At 69.3% G+C, this 23,161-nt stretch carries 28 protein-coding genes; 10 read left to right on the top strand and 18 right to left on the bottom strand.

Annotated elements, in window-relative coordinates:
• Positions 1-66: 66 nt before the first annotated feature.
• The 5 genes from bioB to KBI44_09880 all read left to right on the top strand — a co-directional run bounded on the left by bioB (position 67) and on the right by KBI44_09880 (position 5,146).
• On the top strand, positions 67-1,038 hold the full coding sequence (gene bioB / locus KBI44_09860; protein ID MBP9144777.1) for a biotin synthase BioB: 972 nt from the start codon (positions 67-69) through the stop codon (positions 1,036-1,038).
• A gap of 13 nt (positions 1,039-1,051) precedes the next feature.
• Positions 1,052-2,287, top strand: a complete 1,236-nt coding sequence (locus KBI44_09865) for an 8-amino-7-oxononanoate synthase (protein ID MBP9144778.1) — start codon at positions 1,052-1,054, stop codon at positions 2,285-2,287.
• The gene (locus KBI44_09870) at positions 2,251-3,051 is read left to right on the top strand and encodes a dethiobiotin synthase (protein MBP9144779.1); all 801 of its coding nucleotides are present in this window, start codon (positions 2,251-2,253) and stop codon (positions 3,049-3,051) included. Before KBI44_09865 ends, KBI44_09870 begins: the two co-directional genes overlap by 37 nt.
• A 218-nt stretch (positions 3,052-3,269) precedes the next feature.
• Complete coding sequence (locus KBI44_09875) at positions 3,270-4,616, top strand: adenosylmethionine--8-amino-7-oxononanoate transaminase (protein ID MBP9144780.1); 1,347 nt, start codon at positions 3,270-3,272, stop codon at positions 4,614-4,616.
• Positions 4,613-5,146, top strand: a complete 534-nt coding sequence (locus tag KBI44_09880; protein ID MBP9144781.1) for a 6-carboxytetrahydropterin synthase — start codon at positions 4,613-4,615, stop codon at positions 5,144-5,146. Before KBI44_09875 ends, KBI44_09880 begins: the two co-directional genes overlap by 4 nt.
• Before the next feature lie 6 nt (positions 5,147-5,152).
• Here the strand turns inward: KBI44_09880 and KBI44_09885 are convergent, their stop codons facing one another.
• The 3 genes from KBI44_09885 to KBI44_09895 are packed head-to-tail and all read right to left on the bottom strand — an operon-like array spanning position 5,153 to position 7,734.
• Complete coding sequence (locus KBI44_09885) at positions 5,153-6,277, bottom strand: glycosyltransferase (protein ID MBP9144782.1); 1,125 nt, start codon at positions 6,275-6,277, stop codon at positions 5,153-5,155.
• Positions 6,274-6,453 (bottom strand): Rdx family protein, encoded by a 180-nt coding sequence (locus tag KBI44_09890; GenBank protein ID MBP9144783.1) that lies wholly within the window; start codon positions 6,451-6,453, stop codon positions 6,274-6,276. Before KBI44_09890 ends, KBI44_09885 begins: the two co-directional genes overlap by 4 nt.
• A 60-nt stretch (positions 6,454-6,513) precedes the next feature.
• Positions 6,514-7,734 carry a methyltransferase gene (locus KBI44_09895; protein ID MBP9144784.1) on the bottom strand — a complete coding sequence of 407 codons (1,221 nt, stop codon included), beginning with the start codon at positions 7,732-7,734 and terminating at the stop codon, positions 6,514-6,516.
• Between the two features lie 204 nt (positions 7,735-7,938).
• Here KBI44_09895 and folE point away from each other — a divergent pair, with 204 nt between their 5' ends.
• Positions 7,939-8,550: a GTP cyclohydrolase I FolE gene (gene folE, locus KBI44_09900; GenBank protein ID MBP9144785.1), complete on the top strand. Its 612-nt coding sequence runs from the start codon at positions 7,939-7,941 to the stop codon at positions 8,548-8,550.
• 83 nt (positions 8,551-8,633) lie between these two features.
• Positions 8,634-9,707, top strand: coding sequence for a 3-oxoacyl-ACP synthase (locus KBI44_09905; protein ID MBP9144786.1), 1,074 nt, complete (start codon positions 8,634-8,636; stop codon positions 9,705-9,707).
• 8 nt (positions 9,708-9,715) lie between these two features.
• On the opposite strand, the gene KBI44_09910 is transcribed toward KBI44_09905, so the two are convergent.
• Complete coding sequence (locus tag KBI44_09910) at positions 9,716-10,747, bottom strand: tetratricopeptide repeat protein (GenBank protein MBP9144787.1); 1,032 nt, start codon at positions 10,745-10,747, stop codon at positions 9,716-9,718.
• A gap of 60 nt (positions 10,748-10,807) precedes the next feature.
• Here KBI44_09910 and KBI44_09915 point away from each other — a divergent pair, with 60 nt between their 5' ends.
• Positions 10,808-11,884 (top strand): AAA family ATPase, encoded by a 1,077-nt coding sequence (locus KBI44_09915; protein MBP9144788.1) that lies wholly within the window; start codon positions 10,808-10,810, stop codon positions 11,882-11,884.
• 30 nt (positions 11,885-11,914) lie between these two features.
• On the opposite strand, the gene KBI44_09920 is transcribed toward KBI44_09915, so the two are convergent.
• From KBI44_09920 to KBI44_09960, 9 genes are all read right to left on the bottom strand, one after another.
• A complete protein-coding gene (locus tag KBI44_09920; protein ID MBP9144789.1) occupies positions 11,915-12,076 on the bottom strand; it encodes a type II toxin-antitoxin system RelE/ParE family toxin in 162 nt (53 codons plus the stop codon).
• 140 nt (positions 12,077-12,216) lie between these two features.
• Complete coding sequence (locus KBI44_09925; protein ID MBP9144790.1) at positions 12,217-12,408, bottom strand: hypothetical protein; 192 nt, start codon at positions 12,406-12,408, stop codon at positions 12,217-12,219.
• A gap of 12 nt (positions 12,409-12,420) precedes the next feature.
• Positions 12,421-12,753, bottom strand: a complete 333-nt coding sequence (locus KBI44_09930; GenBank protein ID MBP9144791.1) for a hypothetical protein — start codon at positions 12,751-12,753, stop codon at positions 12,421-12,423.
• Between the two features lie 47 nt (positions 12,754-12,800).
• Positions 12,801-13,037 (bottom strand): helix-turn-helix transcriptional regulator, encoded by a 237-nt coding sequence (locus KBI44_09935; GenBank protein MBP9144792.1) that lies wholly within the window; start codon positions 13,035-13,037, stop codon positions 12,801-12,803.
• Positions 13,034-13,648 carry a hypothetical protein gene (locus tag KBI44_09940; GenBank protein MBP9144793.1) on the bottom strand — a complete coding sequence of 205 codons (615 nt, stop codon included), beginning with the start codon at positions 13,646-13,648 and terminating at the stop codon, positions 13,034-13,036. The genes KBI44_09935 and KBI44_09940 overlap by 4 nt, the downstream gene beginning before the upstream one ends.
• Before the next feature lie 84 nt (positions 13,649-13,732).
• A complete protein-coding gene (locus tag KBI44_09945) occupies positions 13,733-14,491 on the bottom strand; it encodes a TVP38/TMEM64 family protein (protein ID MBP9144794.1) in 759 nt (252 codons plus the stop codon).
• Complete coding sequence (locus KBI44_09950; protein MBP9144795.1) at positions 14,488-14,760, bottom strand: Fe(2+)-trafficking protein; 273 nt, start codon at positions 14,758-14,760, stop codon at positions 14,488-14,490. Before KBI44_09950 ends, KBI44_09945 begins: the two co-directional genes overlap by 4 nt.
• A 35-nt stretch (positions 14,761-14,795) precedes the next feature.
• A complete protein-coding gene (locus KBI44_09955) occupies positions 14,796-15,740 on the bottom strand; it encodes an SDR family oxidoreductase (protein MBP9144796.1) in 945 nt (314 codons plus the stop codon).
• Positions 15,737-17,062, bottom strand: coding sequence for a UDP-glucose/GDP-mannose dehydrogenase family protein (locus tag KBI44_09960; GenBank protein ID MBP9144797.1), 1,326 nt, complete (start codon positions 17,060-17,062; stop codon positions 15,737-15,739). Before KBI44_09960 ends, KBI44_09955 begins: the two co-directional genes overlap by 4 nt.
• Before the next feature lie 228 nt (positions 17,063-17,290).
• On the opposite strand from KBI44_09960, the gene KBI44_09965 reads away from it, so the two are divergent.
• On the top strand, positions 17,291-18,169 hold the full coding sequence (locus tag KBI44_09965) for a hypothetical protein (GenBank protein MBP9144798.1): 879 nt from the start codon (positions 17,291-17,293) through the stop codon (positions 18,167-18,169).
• A 9-nt stretch (positions 18,170-18,178) separates the two neighbouring features.
• Here the strand turns inward: KBI44_09965 and KBI44_09970 are convergent, their stop codons facing one another.
• Genes KBI44_09970 through KBI44_09990 form a run of 5 tightly spaced genes read right to left on the bottom strand, consistent with a single transcriptional unit; the run spans position 18,179 to position 22,364 of the window.
• Positions 18,179-19,147, bottom strand: coding sequence for a GDP-mannose 4,6-dehydratase (locus KBI44_09970; protein ID MBP9144799.1), 969 nt, complete (start codon positions 19,145-19,147; stop codon positions 18,179-18,181).
• A 52-nt stretch (positions 19,148-19,199) separates the two neighbouring features.
• On the bottom strand, positions 19,200-20,372 hold the full coding sequence (locus KBI44_09975; GenBank protein MBP9144800.1) for an MCE family protein: 1,173 nt from the start codon (positions 20,370-20,372) through the stop codon (positions 19,200-19,202).
• A complete protein-coding gene (locus KBI44_09980) occupies positions 20,344-21,123 on the bottom strand; it encodes an ABC transporter ATP-binding protein (protein MBP9144801.1) in 780 nt (259 codons plus the stop codon). Before KBI44_09980 ends, KBI44_09975 begins: the two co-directional genes overlap by 29 nt.
• A 16-nt stretch (positions 21,124-21,139) precedes the next feature.
• Positions 21,140-21,937, bottom strand: coding sequence for an ABC transporter permease (locus KBI44_09985; GenBank protein MBP9144802.1), 798 nt, complete (start codon positions 21,935-21,937; stop codon positions 21,140-21,142).
• A 10-nt stretch (positions 21,938-21,947) separates the two neighbouring features.
• Positions 21,948-22,364, bottom strand: a complete 417-nt coding sequence (locus KBI44_09990) for a hypothetical protein (protein MBP9144803.1) — start codon at positions 22,362-22,364, stop codon at positions 21,948-21,950.
• 37 nt (positions 22,365-22,401) lie between these two features.
• Between KBI44_09990 and KBI44_09995 the strand changes: the two genes are divergently transcribed.
• Positions 22,402-23,161: 1-acyl-sn-glycerol-3-phosphate acyltransferase (locus tag KBI44_09995; protein ID MBP9144804.1), on the top strand; the 760-nt coding region annotated here is incomplete at its 3' end.

The following is a 23,161-nucleotide window of genomic DNA, read 5'->3' on the forward strand; positions in this document are numbered from 1 at the left end:
AGCGCCGGCTCGAAGCGCTTCGGCTTGCGAAGCGGCGGGACCGGTCGCGCCACGAACGAGGACTGAATGAGCGTCGAGCTGGAGCGTCACGACTGGACGGTCGAGGAGATCCGCCGGATTCACGACCTGCCGCTGCCGGAGCTCGTCTTCCGCGCCCAGACGGTGCATCGCCGGCACCATGACCCCGACCGTGTCCAGATGTGCACGCTGCTGTCGATCAAGACCGGCGGCTGTCCGGAGGACTGCGCCTACTGCCCGCAGAGCGCCCATCACGAGACTGCGGTTGCCCGCCAGAAGCTCCTCGATCTGCCCGCCGTCCTCGCAGCGGCGGCCGCGGCGCGCGCCAACGGCTCGAGCCGTTTCTGCATGGGAGCGGCCTGGCGCGAAGTCCACGACGGGCCGGATTTCGATCGCGTTCTGGAGATGGTGCGCGGCGTGGCGGAGCTCGGGCTGGAGGTTTGCTGCACCCTGGGGATGCTCAGCGCGTCCCAGGCCGAGCGCCTCGCCGATTCCGGCCTCACCGCCTACAACCACAATCTCGACAGCGGGCCCGAGTTCTACGACCGGATCGTGACGACTCGCACCTATGAGGATCGCCTGGCGACGCTCGGCCGAGTGCGCGGCGCCGGAATCACGCTGTGCTGCGGCGGTATCGTCGGCATGGGCGAGTCGGTCGACGACCGGCTCGACATGCTGCGCGTGCTCGCCGAGATGAACCCGCATCCCGAGTCCGTGCCGGTCAACGCCCTGGTCGCCGTCGCCGGCACGCCGCTCGCCGGACGGCCGGTGGTCGACGGCATCGAGATGGCGAGGATGATCGCGAGCGCCCGGATCGTCCTTCCCAGGAGCTTCGTGCGGCTCTCCGCCGGCCGTTCGGAGATGTCGGACGAGACTCAGGCGCTCTGCCTGCTGGCCGGCGCGAACTCGATCTTCACCGGTGAGCAACTCCTGACGACGCCGAACCCGGGAGGAGACGCCGACGCCCGACTGTTTTCGAAACTCGGACTCGAGCCGCTCCCCCTGGCCTCCGGCACCTGAGGCGGAAGAGCCGGTGAGCACTCTCGCAGACTGGCAGGACGGGCTGGCGCGCGGGCTCCGGCGGCTCGACGAGGAGGGGTTGCGCCGCCGCCCGAGCCTCGCCACTGGGATCGATTTCTGTTCGAACGACTATCTCGGATTCGGGCGCGACGGCGACCTCGCGCTCTCCCTCGCGCGGCGGATTCAGGCGGCCGCGACGGAGGCCCCGGAGGCCCTCTTTGCTCCGGCCTCGCGGCTGCTCAGCGGCGACACGGTGCTGCATCGCGAGATCGAGGCGCGGCTCGCCGGATTCAAGGGTACGGAGGCGGCGCTGCTCTTTCCGTCAGGCTACCAGGCGAACCTCGCGCTGCTGACTTCGATCCTCGGTCCCGCCGATCGCGCCCTGTCCGACGAGCTCAATCACGCCAGCCTGATCGACGGACTGAAGCTCTCGGGCTGTCGCCGATGCGTGGTTCCGCATCTCGATCTCGCCGCCTACGAACGCCTCTTGGTTGAACCGTCGCACGGTGGCCGCACCGTCGTCGTCGTCGAGTCGCTTTTCAGCATGGACGGCGACATGGCGCCGCTCGCGGCGCTCGAAGCACTCTGCGCGCGGCACGGCGCCTTGCTGATCGTCGACGACGCCCACGCCACCGGTCTCTACGGCGAAGATCGCGGATCGGGCCTGGTCGAGGCGCACCACCTCGAGCGCCGGGTGGCGGCGAGTGTGACGACCTTCGGCAAGGCGCTCGCGGTACAGGGGGCCTGCATCGCCGGTTCGCGTTCGCTCGTCGACTGGATCGTCAACCGCGCCAGGCCGTTCATCTTCTCGACCGCCGTCTCGCCGGTCCTTTTGCACGCCATCGCCGCGAGCCTCGACCGTCTCGCGGAGGTGCCCGGGCGCCGCGCTCCCGGAGAGGGGGCGGAAGGCGGCGTGCGCGGGCGTGCCGCCCGGTTGCGCCGGCGCCTGGCCGAGCAGGGCCTCGACGCCGGCGCCGGCGACAGCCCGATCGTTCCGGTCGTGCTCGGAAGCAACGCGCGGGCGTTGGCCGTGGCCGAGGCCGTGCGATCGGCGGGTTTCGACGTGCGGGCGGTGCGCCCGCCCACCGTGCCGGCAGGAACGGCCCGCCTGCGCCTGTCGGTGCACGCCGATCACAGCGAGGCCGAGATCGATGGACTGGCGGCGGCGATCGGGCGGGCGATCCGGCAGATGGGCGGGCCAGCAAACGGTCCATTGGGCGACCCACTCGGCGACCAGGTGCCGGCTTGAGCCTCTTCGTCGCCGGCACCGACACGGGGGTGGGGAAGACGGTCGTCTCGGCCCTGCTTCTTTCGCGCTACGCCGCCGAGCTCGAGCTCGCGTACTGGAAGCCGATCGCCAGCGGCGCGGGCGGACCGCAGCCGGAGCGCGATAGCTCGACGATCGCCAGCCTGGTGTCGCGCGCCGGTGTCGAAGTCGAGATCCGGCTCGAGATGCACCTCCTGCGCGATCCGGTTTCACCCCATCTCGCCGCCCGCCGCGAGGGTGTCACCATCGACATCGACGAGATCGCTCGCGCCTGGGCGGACTGGCAGAGCGTCAGTCCCGAGCGCGGCGTCGTCATCGAGGGCGCCGGCGGCGTCATGGTTCCTCTGAACGAAAAGCAGAGGCTCGGCAGAGGGGGGGCAGTCTCGGGCGGCGGTGGCTACGCTGGTTCGCCCTTGGGGTCGGGACGGTCGGCTGGAGGGGAGCTGCTGATCGACCTCATGGCGCTGCTCGAGCTGCCGGTGCTGCTGGTCGCGCGCTCGACGCTGGGAACGATCAACCACACCCTGCTGACGCTCGACGCTCTGCACCGCCGCGGGATTCCGATCGCCGGCGTCGTCTTGAACGGCCCGGCCAACGACGAGAACCGGCAGGCGATCGAGTCCTACGGCGACGTCCAGGTGATCGCCACCGTCGAGCCGTTCGAGCTCACCTCCTCGAGCCTGTGCGCTGCCGCGGCCGCCTTCGACCCGGCCGGCGATCTGCGCCGCCATCTCCAGTATGCCTAGGCCGTAGCCGGGTAGGATGCGGTAAGCGAAGCGCACCGCATCGGTCGCGTGACGTCGGAGGGGAGAGTGGATTCGGAACGCGATCGATGCGTTTCGCTGCGCTCAACGCATCCTACATTTCCCTATTTTCTGGGAGAACGTGACAAGGTTCCAGGGATGTCCTTCGTGAGCCACATTTCGAGCCCAGCGGGCGCCGGCGCCGGCGATCATCGAGCGCGATGAAGGCGCCAGGACCCTCGCCCGACTGGCTCGCCCTGGACCGGGCACACGTCTGGCATCCCTACACCCAGATGCAGACCGCTCCGCCGGCGCTGCCGGTGGTGCGTGCCGAAGGCGTCTGGCTGGAGCTCGCCGACGGCCGGCGCGTTCTCGACGGCATCTCGTCCTGGTGGGTCAATCTCTTCGGCCACAACCATCCCCGACTGAACGCGGCTCTGGCGGCTCAGGCGGCCGCGCTCGAACAGGTGATTTTCGCCGGTTTCACCCACGAGCCCGCCGCGCGCCTGGCCGCCGAGCTCGTCGCTCTCGCCCCTGCCGGCCTCTCGCGGGTCTTCTATTCCGATGACGGCTCGACAGCGGTCGAGGTCGCGATGAAGATGGCGATCCAGCAGTGGCGGCAGCGCGGCGAGGCGCGGCGCCGTATCTTCGTCGGGCTCGACCACGCCTACCACGGTGATACTTTCGGCGCGATGGCCGCGGGCGGCGACCCGGTCTTCCACCGCGGCTTCGCGGACCTGCTGTGCGAGGTCCTGCGGGCGCCGGTGCCGGCCTGCGAGAGCGAAGTGGCCGCGGCGCTCGCGGCGCTCGACGTGCTTCTCGAGCGTGCAGGCGACGAGGTCGCCGCGGTCATCGTCGAGCCGATCGTGCAGGGGGCCGGCGGCATGCGGCTCCATCCCTCCTCTTTCCTGCGCGGCGTACGCGAAGCGACCCGGGCACGCGGACTGCCGCTCATCGCCGACGAGATCTTCACCGGCTTCGGCCGCACGGGGAGGATGTTCGCCTGCGAGCACGCCGGCGTTGCCCCGGATCTGCTCTGTCTTTCGAAGGGGCTCACGGGCGGCTACCTGCCGCTCGCGGCGACGCTCGCCACCGAGGAGATCTACTCCGCCTTCCTCTCGGCCGAGCGCGGGCGCGCCTTCTTCCACGGCCATTCCTACACCGGAAACGCGCTCGCCTGCGCCGTGGCACGCGCCAGTCTCGCTCTCTTCGACGAGACGAACTGCCTCCACCGTGTCGCCGAGCTGCAGCGTCTGTTCTCGCGGCGTCTGGCGGTCATCCAGGCGCTCCCCGGCGTGGCGCGGGTCCGCGGCCTCGGCGCGCTGGCGGTGGTCGAGCTCGAGGCGCCCGCGGCCGACCGCGAGTCCGGCTATCTCGACGCCCGGGGGCCGCGACTCGCGCAGGAGTTCCTCGACCGCGGGGTGCTCCTGCGACCGCTCGGCAACGTGATCTATTTCCTGCCGCCCTACGCGATCACCGACGACGAGTGCCACCTCGTCTTCGATGTCGTGGAGGAGACCCTGCTCGGCTCCCGCCTGCCTGGCTCCCGTAGAATGACCGCGCGATGACCCCGACCTTCTCGATCCGCCTCGCCAAGGAGGACTTCAAGTTCTCCGTCGCGCACTTCACGATCTTCGGACCCGGGCACGCCGAGCCGTTGCACGGCCACAACTACCGCCTCGCTCTCGAAGTGGAGGGCGAGGCCGTCGACGAGCTCGGCCTGCTGGCCGACTGCGCGCGGCTGAAGCGCGCCGCCCGCGCCGCTTGCGCCGCGCTCGACGACCGGCTGCTGCTTCCCGAATCGAGTCCGCATCTGGCCATCGGCAGATCGGGTGGAGAGACCTCCGGCAAGCCAGGCGGCACGATCGCGGTCCGTTTCGCCGAGCGTGAGTATCGCTTCCCGGCGGACGAGGTGCTCCTCCTGCCGCTCGCCAACGTCACGATGGAGCTCCTGGCCCGGTGGGCCTGGGAGCGCCTGGCGAAAGTCGCCAGGGGCGGCGCGGTCCGCAGCCTGATGATCGAGATCGAGGAGACCCCCGGACAGCTCTGTCGCTACCGCGCCGCGCTCGCGGCCCCCCGCCGAGCCGCCGGCTCCTAGTTCTGCCTATCTCTGGATCCGAATCTCCCGACCCCGCCACGAAGCCGCCTTGCCGCGAAAGCGATCGAGCGTCGCGAGCCCAAGGGTTGCAGCGAGCAAGAGAACATCGAGAGGGAAAAAGGCTCCAGTAAAGGGATTGGTGCCGGAGCTCTTGCGAGTCGCTGCGGATGCGGCGGTACCTCCCAGCCAGCAGACCGCCAGGGCCGGAACATCGCGCCGCGCCATGGCGGCGACGAGAAGGGCGAGGGTGGCGAGCGGCAGGGCGATGGCGGCCGCCGCCGCGGCCGGGCGCGCGGCCACGAAGAGGGCGAAGTTCCTTCGCCAGCCGCGAAATGTCGCCCTGGCACCGCTGTACATACGGACAGTCAGGGCGTCTCCAGCGCGGCGAAAGCCGACTTTGAATCCTTGGGCGTGCAGTTGGCGCGCCAGCGCCACATCGTCGAGCGCGTCGCCGGCGATCGCCGCGAAGCCTCCGATCGCCCGCAGGGCTTCGGTCCTGAGCAGGAAGTACTGGCCGTTGGCGATCGGCGTCGGGCCGAGGCCTCTGGCGTAAGGCCGCCAGTCGCCGAGCATCCGGTCGAGCAGCGCGTAGGCCGCCGGGGTGAGCAGGGACTCGCCGAGGCCGTCCGTCGCTTGCCTACCGGAGAGCGATAGGGCGTCGAGGCGATGCTCGGCGGCAGCGGCGTGCGCCCGGGCGAGGAGCTCCGGCTGGTGGCGCGTATCGGCGTCGGTGAGCAGGATCCAGGGGGTGGCGACACCCTCCAGGCCGGTCGAGAGAGCGTTGACCTTGCCGCCCCATCCGGTGGCGAGCGGCCGCGCGCGGAGCGCCGTCAGGCGGGGCTCGCGGCCGGCCAGTCCGGCAAGGATCTCCGGGGTGCGGTCGGTCGATCCGTCGTCGATGATGCGCAGGGCGGGGGCTCCCTGCTGGGCGAGGAGGGTCGCCGCGCACTCGGCCAGGTTCGCCTGCTCGTCGCGCACCGGCAGCAGGACGGTCGTCGCGGGGAGCTCGGCGAGGGGCGGAGGGAGCGGAGGGGCTCGCCGCCGGTCGCGCACCACTCGCAGCGCGAGGACGACCCAGGCCGCCGCGAGCGCCGCGCCGAGGAGCGTGCCCCCGTGGCTCGCGAGGCTCAACCGGCTGGGGGCAGGCGGGCGGCGAGCAGGTCGGCGACTTCAGCGGTCGAGGGGAAGCGCCCGGCCTCCTTCTTCGAGAACAGCAGCTCGCCGTCGAGGGAAACTTCGAAGACGCCGCCGCGGCTCTTGATCAGGGTCGGCTGCAGGCCGAACTGCGCTTCGATGTCAGCCGCCAGACCGGCGGCTCGAGGGGCGTAGTTTCAAACCACGCAATATTCGATGGTGATCGTGGACATTCAGGCTCCTGGACTCGGAATCGGCCGCTCGGCCGGAGGACGGCGGGCGCAGAGGGCGCCGGAGAAGAATCGCGGGTAGTGCTCACGGATGCGGGCCAGATCGGGCACTTCTGCGAGCGCCGCGAAACCGGTCGCGGCCAGCGCCTGGCGCCACTCCTCCGGGGTGAGGAAACCGTGCGAGCTGCGCACGTCCCGGTCGAGCTTCACCTGGGTGAAGCTCGCGAGCTGCTCGAAGATCAGCTCGATCGGAATCGTCTGCCGCGGGAAGAGTCGCTGGCACTCGCCGGCGACGAGCCAGCCGCCCGGGACGAGCAGCGAGCGCAACCAGGCGAGGCTGGCGCCCAGGTCCTGGGCGATGTGCAGGACGTTGACCGCGAAGACGAGGTCGAAGCCCGCTTGCGGAAGACCCTGGGCGGAGGGGTCCTGATCGATGTCGTAGGCCTGGTCGACGAGCGCGAGCCCCGGATAGCGGGCGGCCAGGGCACGGCTCGCGCGCCGCCGCAGCATCGGGTTCGGCTCGGTCAGCCGGTACTCGGCGACCTCGCCGATGCGGCCGCGCTCCCGGAGCTCGTCGAGCAGAGCCTCGGCGGCGCTGCCGGCACCGGCACCGATCTCGAGAATCCGGACCGGACCGCCCGCAGGCAGGCGATTCGCGGCAGCGATCGCCGCCAGCCTGTTGTTCAGGGCGTAGATCGGATTGGCGTTGTGGAAGTACTGGGTCCACAGCTGCATGCTGGCGCCGGTGAAGAGAGCCTGCTCGCCGGTCAGGGCACCTGCCAGGACTCGGGGAAAAGCCTCGCCTGCGGTGTCGAGGATCGCCAGCGTCGGCGCGATGGCCGGGTCGATGGCGAGCCCAAGGGCGCGCAGCTCGCCGAGCTCGGGGGTGGGCAGGGGCCGCCGCAGCCGGTAGGCCGGGCCGGGCTCTTCCGGGGAGCGTTCGAGGTGGCCGGCTTCGGCGAGACGGGCGAGCAGCCAGTCGAGCGCAGGGCTCTCGTCCTCCGGGTAGCTGCGGGAGCGGAGGATCGCCTGCGCCGTCGTCCCTTGTGCGAGGTCCGGCTCGAGCTCGAGCCGCTGCGCGATGGCGATGGCCAGGTCGGAGACGTAGCGTTCGACGAGCTCGCAGGCCTGGTAGAGCCGCTCGGAGAAGAGCTCGCGTGGCACCTCGCCGAGCAGGTCGTCCACCGCGGGGTTGCGCGGCGGGGGGAGGAAGGGCACGAGCACGCGCAGCATTCTATCGCGCGGATTCCGGGTCCGGGCCCTTCCCACGGCGCCGCAGTGGGGTGGCGCTCCGGCACTCGGGATCCAAAGCGGGCTCCTGTTTGAGGCGTGGTCGCCCACTTTGGATCCCGAGCGCCGGAGCGCCCCTGGGGAACGGGAGCTGCGCCGAATCGATTCGGGCCGGCGCGCTGGGTTAGGATCCCGGGGATGAGCGAGAAGAAGCCGCAAGAGAGTGCCGCCGCGACCGCGGACCTCGCCGAGGATGCCCGGGTCGGGCGCATTGCACACCATGTGCGCGGGATGTTGGCCGAGCTCGGTCTCGATCTCACGGACCACAATCTGCGCGACACCGACCGCCGCGTCGCCAAGATGTATCTCGAGATGTTCCGCGGGCTCGAGGAGGGCGCCGAACCCAAGGTCACGACCTTCCCCAACGACGAGCATTACAGCGCGATGGTCATGGAGAAGCAGATCCCGTTCTACTCCATGTGCGCCCATCACCTCGTGCCGTTCTACGGTCACGCCCATCTAGCCTACATCCCGAACGACACCATCCTCGGGCTCTCGAAGTTCGCCCGGATTCTCGAGTTCTACGCCAAGCGGCCGCAGCTTCAGGAGCGGCTGACCGAGCAGGTGGCCAACTACCTCGAGACCCGACTGAAGCCGCAGGGCGTCATGGTCGTCATCGAGGCCCGGCATCTCTGCGTCGAGATGCGCGGCGTCAAGAAGCCGGGAGCGATGACTGTGACCTCGGCGATCCGCGGCACGTTCTACCAGAAGCCGGTCCGGGAGGAGTTCCTCGACCTGCTTCGGCACTGACCCGCGCTCACCGGCTGCCGGAGAGCGATCATCGGGCGCGACGTCGCCACCGTACCAGGACCGACTGAGGCCAGGAGACGAACATGAGCCAGGTACGCGCCCGCTTCGCCGGTAGCGGAATCGCCGTTCCGCCGCGGGTCGTCGACAACACGACCCTGTCGCGGGTCATGGAGACCAACGACGACTGGATCCGGGAGCGCAGCGGGGTCGTCGAGCGGCGCTACGTCGAGTCGGGCGTCGCCTCGTCCGACCTCGGGGCCGAGGCCGCGCGGGCGGCGCTCGCCGACGCGGGGATGGCGGCGGACGAAGTCGACTACATCGTCTGCGCCACGATGACCCCGGACCACTTCTTCCCCGGCTGCGGAACGCTCCTGCAGCAGAAGCTGGGCATCCGGCCGATCCCGGCGCTCGACATCCGCCAACAGTGCGCCGGCTTCGCCTATGGCCTGCAGATGGTGGACGCCCTCATCCGCTCGGGGATCGCCAGGAACGTCCTGCTCGTCGGCACCGATGTGCATACTTCCCTCATGCCGTTCTCCGACCACACCTGGGCGGTCCTCGACGGTCGCGCAGAGGGGCCGCTCGCCGCCGAGGATCTAGCCTGGAACTCGCGTTTCCGGCATCTGCTCGTGCTCTTCGGGGACGGCGCCGGCGCGATGGTCTTCCGGGCGTCGGAGGAGGACGACGGCCGCGGAATTCTCGGCGCGCGGCTCTTCGGCGACGGCAACCACCAGGACATCCTGACAGTGCCCGGTCTGGGCTCTTCCCGGCGGCCGTTCGTCACCGCCGAGCAGATCGCCGCCGGCGAGACCGTCCCGGTGATGGACGGCCGGAAGGTCTTCAAGCTCGCCGTGACACTCATGCCGCAGGCTGCGACCGGCCTCCTCGCGGAGCATGGCTTCACGATCGCCGACCTCGACCTGCTGGTGATGCACCAGGCCAATCTGCGCATCAACGAAGCGGCCCAGAAAGCGCTCGGTCTGCCCGACGCGAAGGTGCACAACAACATTCAGAAATACGGCAACACCACCTCGGCGACGTTGCCGCTGTGCTTCCACGAGGCGCGCATGGCGGGCAAGGCCCCCGAGGGCGCGCTGGTCGGATTCGCCGCCCTCGGCGCCGGGCTGCATTGGGGCGCCGTGCTGCTGCGCGTCTGAGAGCCCCGTCAGGGCCTGCCGAGGCCGCTGCGCCCGAGCTTGAGGAGCTCGCGCTCGATGCTCTCGTAGAGCTCCCGGCTCCGGCGGTCCCACGCCTCGGCGGAGAATTTCCCGGGCGCAGCCGAGAGCTCGACCGCGGTCTCCTGGTCGGAGCGCCGCGCGATCTTGATCCGCACGTCGCTCCACAGCAGGGCCCAGTCGTCGGTCACTTCGACCTTCGGATCCATCGGCGTACCGGCGATCTGCAGGGCATTCAACACCGCCACCAGCAGGGGGCTGTCGGCGCCCTTGTAGGGGCTGCGGTACATGCGGCTCGCCGAGGCGCTGCCGGCGGGCGGTACGAAGGTGTCGCTGGTGAGCAGAACCTGGAACGGCCGGGTCGAGGCGAGCTCGGCGAAGTTGGCGTCGCTCCTCGCGCGCACCCGCGAGCGCTCGTCGAGCTCGATCGCGCGCCCGAGGTTCTGCGCGGCGAAGGCCGAGTAGCCGGCGAGGGCGAAGTTCGTGGCGACCAGATAGTAGGCGTCGGCGGAACGCGCGTTGGCGACGAGGTGGCGTTCGAACTCGCGGCTCGCGGGTTCGAGCTTGCCCTGGAGCAGATAGACCGCGCCGAGATTGATGGCGTTGTCACTCGCCCCGGGGTCGAGTCTTTCGGCCTGGGTGAGCGCGGCGATGGCGTCGTCGTAGCGCTTGTCCGCGATCGCCAGACCAGCGCGGTTCAGCCAGCCCTGGCGAAGCGTCGGATCGAGCTCGAGCGCCCGGTCGAGGTCTTCGCGGCAGAGGTCGAGCTCGCCGCCGATACATCGCGCCGTCGAGCGCAGCAGGAGCGCCGCGGCGTTCTTCGGCTCGCGCTTGAGGAGCGGGGCAAGAAGGGCGAGCGCGCGCTCGCTGTCGCCGGCATCGAGCGCCAGCTGGGCGGCAGAGAGCGGGTCGCCGGCGGACGGCGCTCCGGCGACGGCCTGGCTGGCGAAGACCGGGCTGCCGAACGGCGCGAAGGCCAGCCCGGCGGCACATAGGAGGGGGAGAAGGCGGCGGAAGACCATTCCTGGAATCTATCCGACCGCGCCGGCGCCGCCAATGCGGGACGCCATTAGAATGGAGAAATGAGCCCTGCACTCCCAGCCCCGCCACCGAACGAGATCGCCGCCGCCTTGGGCAAGCGCGTCATCGGGCAGTCCGGCGCGGTGAAGGAGATGGCGATCGCCCTCTCGAAGAAGCTCGCCGGCCTCGGCGTCGGCAATATCCTCATGATCGGCTCGTCGGGGACCGGCAAGACGACCCTGATGCGCGCGGTGGAGAAGTTCCTCGCCGCCGACCCGGCGCTCGCTTCGCGCTCGGCCGTGGTTCGCATTCACGCCAACGTCCTCGGCGAGGAGGCGCAGGCCGGCCGGCCTGGCGAGGCGGTGATGCGCCGCCTGCTGGAGCGCGCCCGCGAGCAGCTGGGCGACGGTGCGGGCACCGCGGCGATCGTCTCCCGCGCCGCTCAAGGCCTCGTCTTCGTCGACGAGGTGGACAAGATCCGCAGCCACGTCGGGGGGACGGTGAACGTTGCCGGCATCCGCGCCCAGGAAGCCCTCCTCACCCTGATCGAGAACGAGGCCGTGCCGGTGGTGCTGCCCGAGTGGCTGGGCGGCGGCGCGACGACGGTCGACTCGTCGGGGCTGCTGTTCGTCTGCGCCGGCGCCTTCGAGGGGCTCTACGACGCGGTCTACGACCGGGTCACGATCGGCGCCGACAAGGGCGCGCTGCAGCCGGTGACGGTCGTCGAGGGCGGCAAGGTGCGCGAGGAGCTCCGTTTCGAGCTCCGCGACTGGCTCCGGAACGAGGACCTCTTCGACTACGGCATGAGCCCGCAGTTCCTGTCGCGCTTCGACGCCGTGGTGATGCTCGAGGATCTGGGCGAGGACGAGCTCCTGAAGATCTTCCTCGAGGGCCCGGACTCGGGCTTCATCCAGACCCGAGCCTTCTTCGAGAGCCGCGGCGTCAAGCTCGCCATCTCCCCCAACGCCGCCCGCGCCATCGCCCAGGCGGCGCGAAGGCAGCCCCGCCTCGGCGCCCGGGCGCTCAAGGAGGTCTTCCGCCGCGTCATCCGCGACTTCGAGTTCGCCCCCGAAAAACACGCCGGCGGCGGCGTCCTCCTCATCGACCAGCCCCAGGTCGCCGCCGCGCTCGGAGAGTGATCTCCGCGTAGCTCGGCCGCCGCGCTTCAATCAGGGTGCGTCGGGAGTGTCGCCTCGCCAGAGCGCGGCGAGATCCCGCGCGCCATGCACGATGGCGAGGACTTCGACGCGGTTCTGCAGAATTCGATAGACGAGCCGGTAGCTGCCGACGAAGACCTCCCGGATCGCGGCGTCGCGCAGCTCCGGGACGATTCAGCCGCGTTCGGCGAAGCGGTCGAGCGAACGAGCGGTATCGCGGGCTTGCGCGAGGAGGGTGGCGGCGTAGTTCGGTGAGTCTTGCGCGATGTAGTCAGCGGCCTGCTCGAGATCGGACCATCCGCGATGCGTCTAATCTACCGATCGGGCCACTTGGCGATCCGGCGCTCGACTTCCTCCTGGCTCAAGAGGCGACCTTCTTCGGCGTCGCGCAAACCCGCTTCGATCTTCTGCACGACGTAGAGGTGGTATTGGATCTGCTCGAGCGAAGCGTCGTCGGGAAGGGCGTCGAGGATTCTCTGCGCTTCCTGCTTGGCGGTGGCGTTCATGACGGGTCGATTCTACCGCCGCAGGACCTCGGCGGCGAAGATCTCCGCCAGGGCGGTCGCGTTCTGGGTGAGGCCTTCGAGGTTCTCCTGCCCCTTGTTCATTATCACCGAGATCACCAGGCCGAACTCGGGCAGGGCGGCGAAGTAGGAGGTGCTGCCGACGGCCGTGCCGTGGTGGCTGAGTATCGAGGTCGTCGGGCTCTCCTTGAAGAGCTTCTCTCTGCTCCAGACGAGAACGGGCTCGAAGAGACGAAAGCCCAGCCAGGCGAGGCCGATCGGAATCGCCCAGAAGAGTATGCGTCGAGGGGAGCTGCGCTTGCGGGTGACGGGCTTCGGGCTGCTCATCGAGGATTCCCCGGGGAGTACGCGTGGAAGGGTGGAGAGGTGGAGGGCTATCGGGCAGCTGGCGAAGAGGGCACTTCCCGCCAGTAGAAGATGTCGTCGACGCGCCGGCCGAAGACGAGCGCGAGACGCATGGCGAGCTCCAGGGACGGCGCGTAGTGCCCGCCCTCCAGGGCGACGATGGTTTGCCGGGTAATACCCGCGGCGCGCGCCAGCGAGTCCTGCGACATCTCGCCGTGCTCGAAGCGCAGTCGCCGCAGGTGATTGGCGATCGGCGTTCCGCTCACGGGGTTGCCCGCAGCGCTCGACGGGCGGCGTCGTACAGCGCAAGCTGCACGGCGCAACGCACGAGCGAGGCGATCATCAGGCAGACAATCAGGACGTGCGCGATCAGCGGTTGCGAGAATGCCGGCAGCTCGAGCTCGGCGCCGAAGCCCAGGACCAGGATTGCGACGCAGAGCTCGGCGATCAGGGTCCCATAGGCGCCACGAGTTGCGCGCGCCGCGAACAGGGTGTCGCGTTCATCGCTGCGCGGCTCCGGGTCGCGCGCGATGCGAAAACTCAGGATGGCGCCGAGGACGAGAGTCCAGGTGTCGACCGCCATGGCGTGCGCGGCCACGCTGTGCAAGGCCATCCCCGGCCCCGCCAGCCAGAGGCTCGCGACCAGCTGGCCGGCGATGAGCGCCGTGGTCGCCAAGCCGTGCCACAGCGCCCGCTCCGGCGAGCCTGGGCCTGCGTCCGCGTCGAGTCTTCGCCAGTGGCTGCGGGCGACAGTTGCGCTCACCAGCATCAGCGCGACACCCAGGTAGCCGGGCCGCACGGGAAGTTCCCCCTGCAACAACGCGAGAGCGCTACCGACGGTCAGCGATACCAGCAGGACCAGCCCAATTCTTCCCATGGAATGTACGGTATACCAGACAGAACGTCCTGTAAAGCCGACATCGCGTGACGCGCAGGCGGTGCGCGGGGTTCTGGCCCAGGCTCAGCGGTCGACGGGGCCGCGGCGCAGAGGGCGGGCGGCGCGTTCGGCGCGGAGGCGCTTGAGCTTGCGTTTGCGCAGGCGGCGGCGCAGGCCGATGGGGAAGAAGACGATGAGGGCGGCGGTGATCGAGACCATGAGGGCCTGGCGGACGATGCCGGCGCGGTCGCCGGTCGCGGCCTGGAGGAGGGCGGCGGAGAAGTAGGTGATGATGGCGATCGGCGGCAGGAGGCCGATCGCCGAGGCGAGGAGGAACTTGGGAAGTTTGACGCCGACGACCGCGGCAGCGGCGTTCACCAGGGTGAACGGCACCGGCAGGAAGCGGATGGCGATGAGCGGCAGGAAGCCGCGCCGGTGGAGGAGCTTTTCGGCCTTCTGGAGCTTGCTGCCGCCGATGCGCTCGACGAACTCGCGGCCGAGGAGCCTCGCGAGCAGAAAGCCGGTCAGCGAGGAGAGAAAGATCCCCACCCAGTTCCACAGCGTGCCCCAGAGGGCGCCGAAGATCGCCGCACCGGCGACGATGAAGGGCGTCGCGGGCAGGCCGAGCGAGCCGAGCACGATGATGGTCCCGACGAGGGCGAGCGGTGCCCACCACAGCCCGCGGACCTGGTCGAGATAGCCCTCGATCCTCTCGAGCTTCAGATACTCGGCTAGCGGGGTATAGCGGGCGGCGAGGAAGCCACCGACGACGAGGACGAGCAGGATGCCGAACTTGACCGCCGGGCCGCGCAGCGAGCGCGGCGCCTCGGGGACGATCTTCACCGCACTCCAGGCGCCGCGGGTTGGTCGAAACCCAGGAACTCGCGCATGTGCGCGGTGAGGATCTCCTGCGAGGTCGGCTCCATGAAGTTCAACTTGAGCTCGTTGATGACCATCACTTCGGCGCGCTTCCACTCGTCCCAGCACGGCGGGCAGACCCGGCGCTGGATCTCCTCGCCGAGAGCGCCGCGAAACGGCGGGCGCGAGAGCCCGGCGGGCCGGGTGGAGCAGCGCGGACACAGTTGCGGGACGGACTGGGGCGTCTTCTCCATCGCGGTCTCCGGAAGGGCGAAAGGGCGAAAGCGGTCTACGCCGTCACCGGCAGGATCGACCGGAAATAGTCGATCGTGCGACCGAGGCCGAGATCGAGCTCGACCTTGGGCTCCCAGCCCAGAATCCGCCGGGCCTTGGTGATGTCGGGCTGCCGGGTCTTGGGATCGTCTTCCGGCAGCGGGCGGAAGTCGATCGGCGAGGCCGAGCCGACGAGCGCGCGGATCCGTTCGGCAAACTGCAGGATCGTCATCTCGTGCGGGTTGCCGATGTTGGTCGGCAGGACTTCGTCCGACATGAGGAGGCGGAAGATGCCCTCGATGAGGTCGTCGACGTAGCAGAACGAACGCGTCTGGCTGCCGTCGCCGAAGACCGTGAGCGGCTCGCCGAGAAGCGACTGCTGGATGAATGCCGGGACGACCCGTCCGTCACGCGGGCGCATGCGCGGGCCGTAGGTGTTGAAGATCCGTACGATGCGGGTCTCGAGACCGTGGTAGCGGTGGTAGGCCATGGTCATCGCCTCGGCGAAGCGCTTGGCCTCGTCGTAGACGCCGCGCGGGCCGACCGGGTTGACGTTTCCCCAGTAGGTCTCGGGCTGCGGATGGACCAGCGGATCGCCGTAGGTCTCCGAAGTGGAGGCGAGCAGGTAGCGCGCCCCTTTCGCCTTGGCGAGTCCGAGCGAGTTGTGCGTGCCGAGAGAGCCGACCTTGAGCGTCTGGATCGGCAGCTCGAGGTAGTCGATCGGCGAGGCCGGCGAGGCGAAGTGCAGCACGTAGTCGATCGGCCCCGCGATCTCGAACGGATTCGAGACGTCCTTCTGGACGAGCTCGAAATCGCTGCGCGGGAGCAGGTGGGCGACGTTTTCGCGCTTGCCGGTGATCAGGTTGTCGACCGCGACGACCGACATCCCCTCCGCGAGGAGGCGCTCGCAGAGGTGGGATCCGAGGAATCCGGCGCCGCCGGTGACCAGCGCTCGCTTCATGCTCCGGTCCCGCTTCCCGACGAGGGGCGGCCGACGGAGTGGTAGGCGAAGCCCTCGGCGGCGACCCGATCCGGCTGATAGAGATTGCGCAGATCGACCATGAGCGGCGCCGCGAGCCGCGACTTGAGCTCGGTGAAGTCGAGAGCGCGGAACTGATTCCACTCGGTCGCGATGACGATCCCGTCGGCGCCCTGGGCGGCTTCGTAGGCGTCGCGACAGAAGGTGACCGGCGGCAGGAGCGGCTTCGCCGCGGTCATCGCCGCGGGGTCGAAGGCGCGGATCTTCGCGCCGCGTTCGATGAGGCCCTCGATGACCGGGATCGCGGGCGACTCGCGCATGTCGTCGGTGTCGCCCTTGAAGGCCAGGCCGAGCACGGCGACGGTCTTGCCGGCGAGGCTCCCGAACGCCTGCTCGATCTTGCCGATCATGCGGCGCTTGACGCGCTCGTTGGCCGACAGCACTCCTTCGATGATCTCGAAGCGCAGGCCATGCTCCTCGGCGATCTGCGCCACCGCCCGGGTGTCCTTCGGGAAGCAGGAGCCGCCGTAGCCGGGACCCGGATGCAGGAACTTCGGCCCGATCCGGTGGTCGAGGCCCATGCCACGGGCGACGACGTCGACCTCGGCGCCCACCGCCTCGCAGATCTCCGCGACCTCGTTGATGAAGGTGATCTTGGTGGCCAGGAAGCCGTTGGAGGCGTACTTGATCATCTCGGCCGATTCGACGTTGGCGACCACGAACGGCACGCCGGCGGCCTTCAACGGGGCGTAGATGTCGAGCATGACCTCGATGGCACGCTGGGTGCGCGCGCCGATGACCACGCGGTCGGGCCGCAGAAAGTCCTCGATCGCCGAGCCTTCACGCAGGAACTCGGGGTTCGAGACGACGGCGAACTCCTGCTTGCCGCCCGAGTGCTCGCGCACCGCCTTCTCGACCATCTGCCCGGTGCCCACCGGCACGGTCGACTTGGTGACGATGACCTTGTAGCCGTTCAGGTTGTCGCCGATCGACTCCGCGACCTGGCGGACGAAGGAGAGGTCGGCGCGCCCGTCGGGCAGTGGCGGCGTGCCCACGGCGATGAAGACCGCGCGCGCCTCGCGGATCGCCGGCGCGAGGTCGGTGGTGAACTTGAGCCGGCCGGCGCGGACGTTCTTTTCGACGACCTCTTCGAGCCCGGGCTCGTAGATCGGAATCTCGCCGCGCAGGAGCGCCTCGATCTTGGCTGCATCCTTGTCCACGCCGGTGACGGTCATTCCGAAGTCGGCGAGGCAGGCTCCCGTCACCAGGCCGACGTATCCACTTCCGACGACACAGATTTTCATGAGGCTCCCTTCAGGTTCTAGCGTCTGGAGCTCGAGTCGACTCAGGAGGTCCGGGCTCGACCGGGGCGGCGGGCGATCCCTGCGGGCGAATCCCCAGCCGCGGCCCCTGCTTCGAGCTCGAACAGTCTATCGCGGCGGAGGCGGGAGCCGGTAGCTGCCTTCTGTCCCACCGGAGGGCTCTTTGGCGTTTCCATCAGCAGGCCGGATCTGCCCGCGAAAGGATCGTCCATGCACCGAAATCCCACCCGGAAGCGTGTTGCCTGTCTGCCCCTGCTCGTCGCTTCTGTGCTGCTCGCCGCGCAGCCGCCCGGACCTGTGCAAGCGGCCGAGCCGGCGGAGACTCGCCAGGCAGAGGGCACGGTTTCCAGCCGGAGCTGGGAGTGGCAGGCCTTCGGGGCCTACGCCTTCCCCGCGGAGGTCGGCATCGACGACGAGCCCGGGATCAAAGTCGCGATCTCGAACAGCGGCTTCGCCACCACCGTTCTCGATCGCGACTTCGACCGCGAGCACATGATCAACACCTTCTTGCGCGACGACGAGACGCTGGTCGCCTACTTCCACTTCTCGAAGAGCGGTGCCTACGAGGGCCTCTCCTACTATTTCAGCTCCGGCGACGGCTGCGGCTTCTGCTACGACAGCAAAGTCCAGTCGACCGTCAAAGTGGAGAAGGGGCGGATCCACGGCAGCCTGAAACGCGTCAGCGAACCCGACGACATCCAGTTCGACCTCGCGTTCGACGTGCCGGTGGCCCCGGCCGACTATGGCGATCCCCTGCCGGCGGGCGGGGGCGAGCCCGGAAAGGCCTACGCCGCGCTCCACACCGCCCTCTTGGCCTGGGACTATGCGGGAGCGCGGCCGTACTTCACCGAGAAGGTCCAGGCGGACTACGCCGAGAAATCCGAGGCGATCGTGCAGTCGTTCCGCAAGGACCATCCCGACACGAGCTTCAGGATCGTGCGCGGCTACGGGCGCGGCGATCGCGCCCTGCTCCTGGTCGAGGGTGAGACCTCCTGGGCGAAGGTCAAGACCGAGGTGCAGATGCTCCGCGAGAAAGGCTCGTGGCGTCTCGAATCCGAGGTGCTCCAGGTCCGCCTGGGAGAGGACTGACCGCGGGCCTCAGGGCGCGCCGGCCGCCGGCCGGCTGCGGTACCAGGCGGCGACGCGGCGCAGACCCTCGCGGATCGGCACCTTGGGCGAGTACCCCAGCATCCGGGCGGCCTTCGAGACGTCGGCGAAGGTGATCGGGACGTCGCCGGGCTGATCGGGGAGCATTTCGACGCGGGCGGGGACCTCGAGAGCCTCGGCAATCCAGTGCACGAGGTCGATGAGCGTCGTCGTCTGTGAGCCGCCGAGGTTGAAGATCTCGAAGCCCGGGGCGAGGTCGAGCGCCGCGAGGACCCCGTCCACGATGTCATCGATGTAGGTGTAGTCGCGCCGTGTCTGGCCGGTGCCGTAGAGCGGGACGGCCTTGCCGCGCGCCAGGAGGTCGGTGAACTTGGCGATCGCCATCTCGGGCCGCTGGGACGGACCGTAGACGGTGAAGAAGCGCAGGCACGAGGTCCGCAGTCCATAGAGGTGGTGGTAGTTGAAGCACAGGAGCTCGCCGGCCCGCTTGGTCGTGGCGTAGGGCGAGATCGGCTGATCGACGGCGTCGTCCTCGGCGAACGGGACTTTCTTGTTGATGCCGTAGACCGAGGAGGAGGAGGCGAAGACGAAGTTCGCCGGCCCGTGGTGGCGCGCCGCCTCGAGCAGCCGCAGCGTCCCGATGCAGTTGACCTCCTCGTAGAGAATCGGCTCGGCCAGACTCGGCCGGACACCGGCCCGCGCGGCGAGGTGGATCACGGCGTCGAAGCGCCCGTCGGCGAACAGGCGGTCGACCAGCGCCGCGTCGCGAATGTCGCCTTCGACCAGCCGCCAGTCGTCGCGCCCGGCGAACTCGGCGGCGTTGGCGCGCTTCAGGGACGGGTCGTAGAAGTCGTTGAAGTCGTCGAGCACGGTCACGCGGTCGCCACGGCCCAAGAGCTTGCGGGTGACGTGAGTGCCGATGAATCCGGCGCCGCCGGTGACGAGGATGTGGTGACGCATACGTTCCTTTCGAAGCCTATCGCAGCTCGAAGTGCGGCTGCGGGAGGTGCGCTCAGGGGTTCTTCGCCGGTGGCGGTGGCTCCGGCTCCGCTGGCTGTGCAGAGTCGAGCTGCTTTTCGAGGCGCACCTCGACGCCCTTCTTCTGGCGGTTGCGAATCAGGCGCCGGAGAATGGCCGACTCGTCGATCCCGGTGACGATGTCTTTCACCGCCTGGTAGATCGCCGGATCGTTGATCAGCTGCGCCGCCGAGCCCGTGCCGTGGTCGAGCTTCCCGGCCACCCGGTTCAGGTTCTCGAGCAGCGACTGGAGCTCGGACGAGAGCTTGTCGCCGTAGGCCTCGTCGCCCAGGAGCTTGGGCAGCAGCGCACGCTCCTCCTGGAGCGAGAGGGAGGCCGCTTCGAGGTTCGCGGCCGTGCGCTCGATGCTCGCGATCGACCGTTCCAGCCGTTCTCTCTGCTGCTCGTCCGAGAGCAGCATGCCGATCGTGCCGCCGCCGGACTCGGTTTTGGCGAGCAGGGAATCGAGCCGGTCGACGGTGCCTTCGAGCTTCTCGCCCATGGCCCTGTCGTTGAGCAGCCGGGGAATCGGGCCGTCGCCGGCGCGCAGATCGTCGAACAGGCCGCGGATCGAATCGAGGGTCGTCATCAGCTCACTGGTGACCTTGCGGTTGGGATCGACGTCCCGGGTGAGCTCGCCGAGGATCCCTTCGCCGCGCTCCATGCGTCCCAGGATGACGGTCAGTTGCTCGGTGATCCGGGTGACGTTGTTCACCAGATCCTCGCCGGAGGCGCGCAGCCGATCGACGTCGGCCACCGGTGCGTTGCCGATGGTGCCGCCCTCGGGGATCTCGGGGAACTTCGGCGAACCCGAGGAGATCTCGATGTACTTGTCGCCGAGCAGCCCGAGCGTGCGGATCCGTGCCATCGAGTCCTCGCGGATCCGGGCCGCGAAGCGGGCCTCGACGCGAATGCCGACGACGATCTGGTTCTGCTCGACCTCTTCGGAGAGGTCGATCGCGGAGACCGAGCCGACGCCGACACCGTCGAGCTGCACGTCGCTCCCGGCCGAGAGCCCCGGCACCGAGTCGAAGCGGATCGAGTATTCGTTCTTCCGCGAGAACAGATTGCGGCGCTCGCCGACGAGAAAGATCGCCGCCATGCCGAGGGCGAGCGCGACCAGCAACAGGAGTCCGACCTTACGGGCGGACGACGGGTGGGTAGACATCGGCGTCTTCCTCTCTGCCGGCCAGGAAGGCGGCCAGCAAGGGGTCGGTGGTGGCGGCCGCTTCGGCGAGAGTGCCCTGGAACCGGAAGCGGCCCTCGTCGAGAAAGGCGATCCGGTCGGCGACACTGTGCGCGAGAGCGAGGTCGTGCGTCACGACGATCACGGTCGTCTTCAGGCGTTCTCGGGTCTCGCGGATGAGGCGTGCGATCGAGGCTCCGGTCATGGGGTCTAGCCCGGTCGTCGGCTCGTCGAAGAGCAGCGTCTCGGGCTCGAGCGCCAGGGCGCGAGCGAGAGCGACCCGCTTCTTCATGCCGCCCGAGAGATCGGAGGGAAGTTTCGCTTCGATCCCCGGCAGGCGGACGAGGTCGAGGAGCTCGGCGACGCGCCGCGCCAGAGCCGGCTCGTCGGTCGCGCGATGCTCGCGCAGTGGGAAGGCGAGGTTGTCGAAGACGTTCATCGAGTCGAACAGGGCGCCGCTCTGGAAGAGCATCGCGACCCGCCGGCGGACCGGCAGGAGGTCGCTCTCCGAGAGGCCCACGAGCTCGCGGCCGTCGTACCGGATCGATCCCCCGTCCGGCGGGTCGAGACCGATGAGCAGCCGCAGCGTCACGCTCTTGCCCGAACCGGAGCGGCCGAGAATGACCAGGCACTCGCCGCGCGCGACGTCGAAGTCGAGGCCGGCGAGAACAGCGCGCGCGCCGTAGCTCTTGCGCAGGTCGCGAATCTCGAACAGGGCGGCTGGCTGGGGCATCGGTCGGGGCCGCGGGTCAGAGGAAGGAGAAGAACTTGGTGAGGAAGAAGTCCGAGACCAGGATCAGGATGGACGCCAGAACGACCGTATTCGTCGTCGCTCGTCCCACGCCGTCGGCTCCTCCCTTGGCGGTCAGGCCGTTGTGGCAGGCGACGATGGTGATGAAGAAGGCGAAGAAGAACGACTTCCCGAGGCCGCTGGCGAAGTCGTTGAGGGTGAGGGCCTGAAGCACGTCGTTCCAGTAGAAAGAGGCGGTGAGCTGCAGCTGAAGGACCGCGATCACCAGGCCGCCGAGGACTCCGAGCACGTCGCCGATCAGGGTCAGCGCCGGCAGCATGACGAGCGTGGCCGCGAGCTTCGGAACGACGAGCTTGCGCACCGGGTCGGCCGCCATGGCGCGCATGGCGTCGACCTGCTCGGTCACTTTCATCGTGCCGATCTCGGCGGTCATGCCGGAGCCGATCCGCCCGCCGACGATGAGGGCTACCAGCACGGGCACCAGCTCGCGCACGGTCGATTTCGAGACCACCGTGCCGATGTAGTACTTGACCCCCAGGCCGGGAAGGGCGAGCGCCGTCTGCAGGGCCAGCACCATGCCGGTGAAGATCGTGGTGATGGCGGCGACCCCGAGGGAGCGCACGCCGATCTGCTCCATCTGCGCCAGCCAGGCCGCGCGCTCCCAGGGCGGGGTGACCAGGGCGCGCAGCGACCGCGCCGCGAGATAGGCGAGGTCGCCGGCCCCTTCGGCAATTCTGCTGCCCGTTGCGCCGGCGCTGCGCCCGAGGCTCTCGAGGCCCTTCGAGAGGGGACTCATGGTGGGCTCGTCACCGGGCGCCCGGGTCGGACGGCGCCGTGGCAGGCAGCGCCCGCGCGAAGGCGAGGTGGGCGAGCCCGAAGGCCAGGTCGCCTGAAGCGATGCCGTAGAGGCTCCCGAGGTCGGGCCGGCCGACCGCGGCGGCGGCGATGACCACGGCGCCCAGCAGACGAATGGCGATCGCCAGCCGGACGAAATCGGGATGGCGGCCGGGATTGCGGGCGAGGAGGACGTAGAAGCCCGCCAGGCTGAGCAGGAAGACGGCGATGAGCCAGAGGTAGAATCGCTCGCCGGGCAGCGGCAGGCGGAATGTGCCGCTGATCTCTGCCGGAAAAGCGACGAGCAGCAGGGCGAAGACGGCGTCGTATGCCGCGCCGGCCCGAAGAGACCAGGAAAGCGCCGATGGCGAGGGCCTCCGCGGGGGCATGAGCATCAATTCTAACAGGCAGTTGCGAGAGAGCCGGGTGAGATCTGTGAGTGGAGTGACCCGCGATACCCCTGCGACGCCCGACCGCTCCCGTGATGATGCCGGGAAGGGTGTGGGCGGCGCCCATGCGCTCCCGGTTCTCGAGCGGCCGTCGGCGCTGCGGATCCTGGTGGCGACGATCACGGGGAACCTCTATCTGCTCTTCGGCACGGCCTTTTTCTCGATCGTATCGATCCTCGTGGCGCCGATTCCGCCGCGCGGCAACTGGACGAATCGCGCCGCGCGCCTGTGGGCGCGGGGTCTCCTCTGGTCGAGCTGGATCCGGCTCGAGGTCCGGAGCCCGGAGACCGGCCCCGGGCAGGCGGGCGATTCTTCCGCCGGCGACCGCTTCGTCATCATGGCGAACCACCAGAGCCTGTTCGACATCCCGGCCCTGCTGGCGGCGATTCCGGGCCAGAGCCGCTTCATCGCCAAGCGCAGCCTCTTCAAGATTCCGATCTTCGGCTGGGCGATGGCCGCCGGGGGGTTCATCCCGGTCGACCGCAAGGATCGCTCGACGGCGAAGGACAGCTTCGGTTCGGCGCTCGACAAGCTGGCGCGCGGCGCGTCGATCGTGGTCTTTCCGGAGGAGGTCCGGTCGCTCGGCGGCAAGGTCCTGCCTTTCCGGCGCGGCGGGTTCCTGATGGCGTTGAAGAGCGGGCTGCCGGTCGTGCCGGTGGGCCTCCACGGCACCCTGGCCGTGCAGTCGCGGCACAGCTTCCTGATCCGGCCGCAGACCGTCACGGTGCAGTTCGGCG

The sequence above is a fragment of the Thermoanaerobaculia bacterium genome, from assembly GCA_018057705.1.
Lineage (GTDB): Bacteria > Acidobacteriota > Thermoanaerobaculia > Multivoradales > JAGPDF01 > JAGPDF01.

Coding starts and splice junctions, on each gene's coding strand:
- KBI44_09960 (MBP9144797.1), bottom strand. CDS start 17,062: ATGAAAATCTGTGTCGTCGGAAGTGGATACGTCGGCCTGGTGACGGGA.
- KBI44_09985 (MBP9144802.1), bottom strand. CDS start 21,937: ATGAGTCCCCTCTCGAAGGGCCTCGAGAGCCTCGGGCGCAGCGCCGGC.
- KBI44_09925 (MBP9144790.1), bottom strand. CDS start 12,408: ATGAACGCCACCGCCAAGCAGGAAGCGCAGAGAATCCTCGACGCCCTT.
- KBI44_09950 (MBP9144795.1), bottom strand. CDS start 14,760: ATGGAGAAGACGCCCCAGTCCGTCCCGCAACTGTGTCCGCGCTGCTCC.
- bioB (MBP9144777.1), top strand. CDS start 67: ATGAGCGTCGAGCTGGAGCGTCACGACTGGACGGTCGAGGAGATCCGC.
- KBI44_09940 (MBP9144793.1), bottom strand. CDS start 13,648: ATGGGAAGAATTGGGCTGGTCCTGCTGGTATCGCTGACCGTCGGTAGC.
- KBI44_09990 (MBP9144803.1), bottom strand. CDS start 22,364: ATGCCCCCGCGGAGGCCCTCGCCATCGGCGCTTTCCTGGTCTCTTCGG.
- KBI44_09905 (MBP9144786.1), top strand. CDS start 8,634: ATGAGCCAGGTACGCGCCCGCTTCGCCGGTAGCGGAATCGCCGTTCCG.
- KBI44_09980 (MBP9144801.1), bottom strand. CDS start 21,123: ATGCCCCAGCCAGCCGCCCTGTTCGAGATTCGCGACCTGCGCAAGAGC.
- KBI44_09915 (MBP9144788.1), top strand. CDS start 10,808: ATGAGCCCTGCACTCCCAGCCCCGCCACCGAACGAGATCGCCGCCGCC.
- KBI44_09970 (MBP9144799.1), bottom strand. CDS start 19,147: ATGCGTCACCACATCCTCGTCACCGGCGGCGCCGGATTCATCGGCACT.
- KBI44_09880 (MBP9144781.1), top strand. CDS start 4,613: ATGACCCCGACCTTCTCGATCCGCCTCGCCAAGGAGGACTTCAAGTTC.
- KBI44_09955 (MBP9144796.1), bottom strand. CDS start 15,740: ATGAAGCGAGCGCTGGTCACCGGCGGCGCCGGATTCCTCGGATCCCAC.
- KBI44_09930 (MBP9144791.1), bottom strand. CDS start 12,753: ATGAGCAGCCCGAAGCCCGTCACCCGCAAGCGCAGCTCCCCTCGACGC.
- KBI44_09875 (MBP9144780.1), top strand. CDS start 3,270: ATGAAGGCGCCAGGACCCTCGCCCGACTGGCTCGCCCTGGACCGGGCA.
- folE (MBP9144785.1), top strand. CDS start 7,939: ATGAGCGAGAAGAAGCCGCAAGAGAGTGCCGCCGCGACCGCGGACCTC.
- KBI44_09965 (MBP9144798.1), top strand. CDS start 17,291: ATGCACCGAAATCCCACCCGGAAGCGTGTTGCCTGTCTGCCCCTGCTC.
- KBI44_09910 (MBP9144787.1), bottom strand. CDS start 10,747: ATGGTCTTCCGCCGCCTTCTCCCCCTCCTATGTGCCGCCGGGCTGGCC.
- KBI44_09975 (MBP9144800.1), bottom strand. CDS start 20,372: ATGTCTACCCACCCGTCGTCCGCCCGTAAGGTCGGACTCCTGTTGCTG.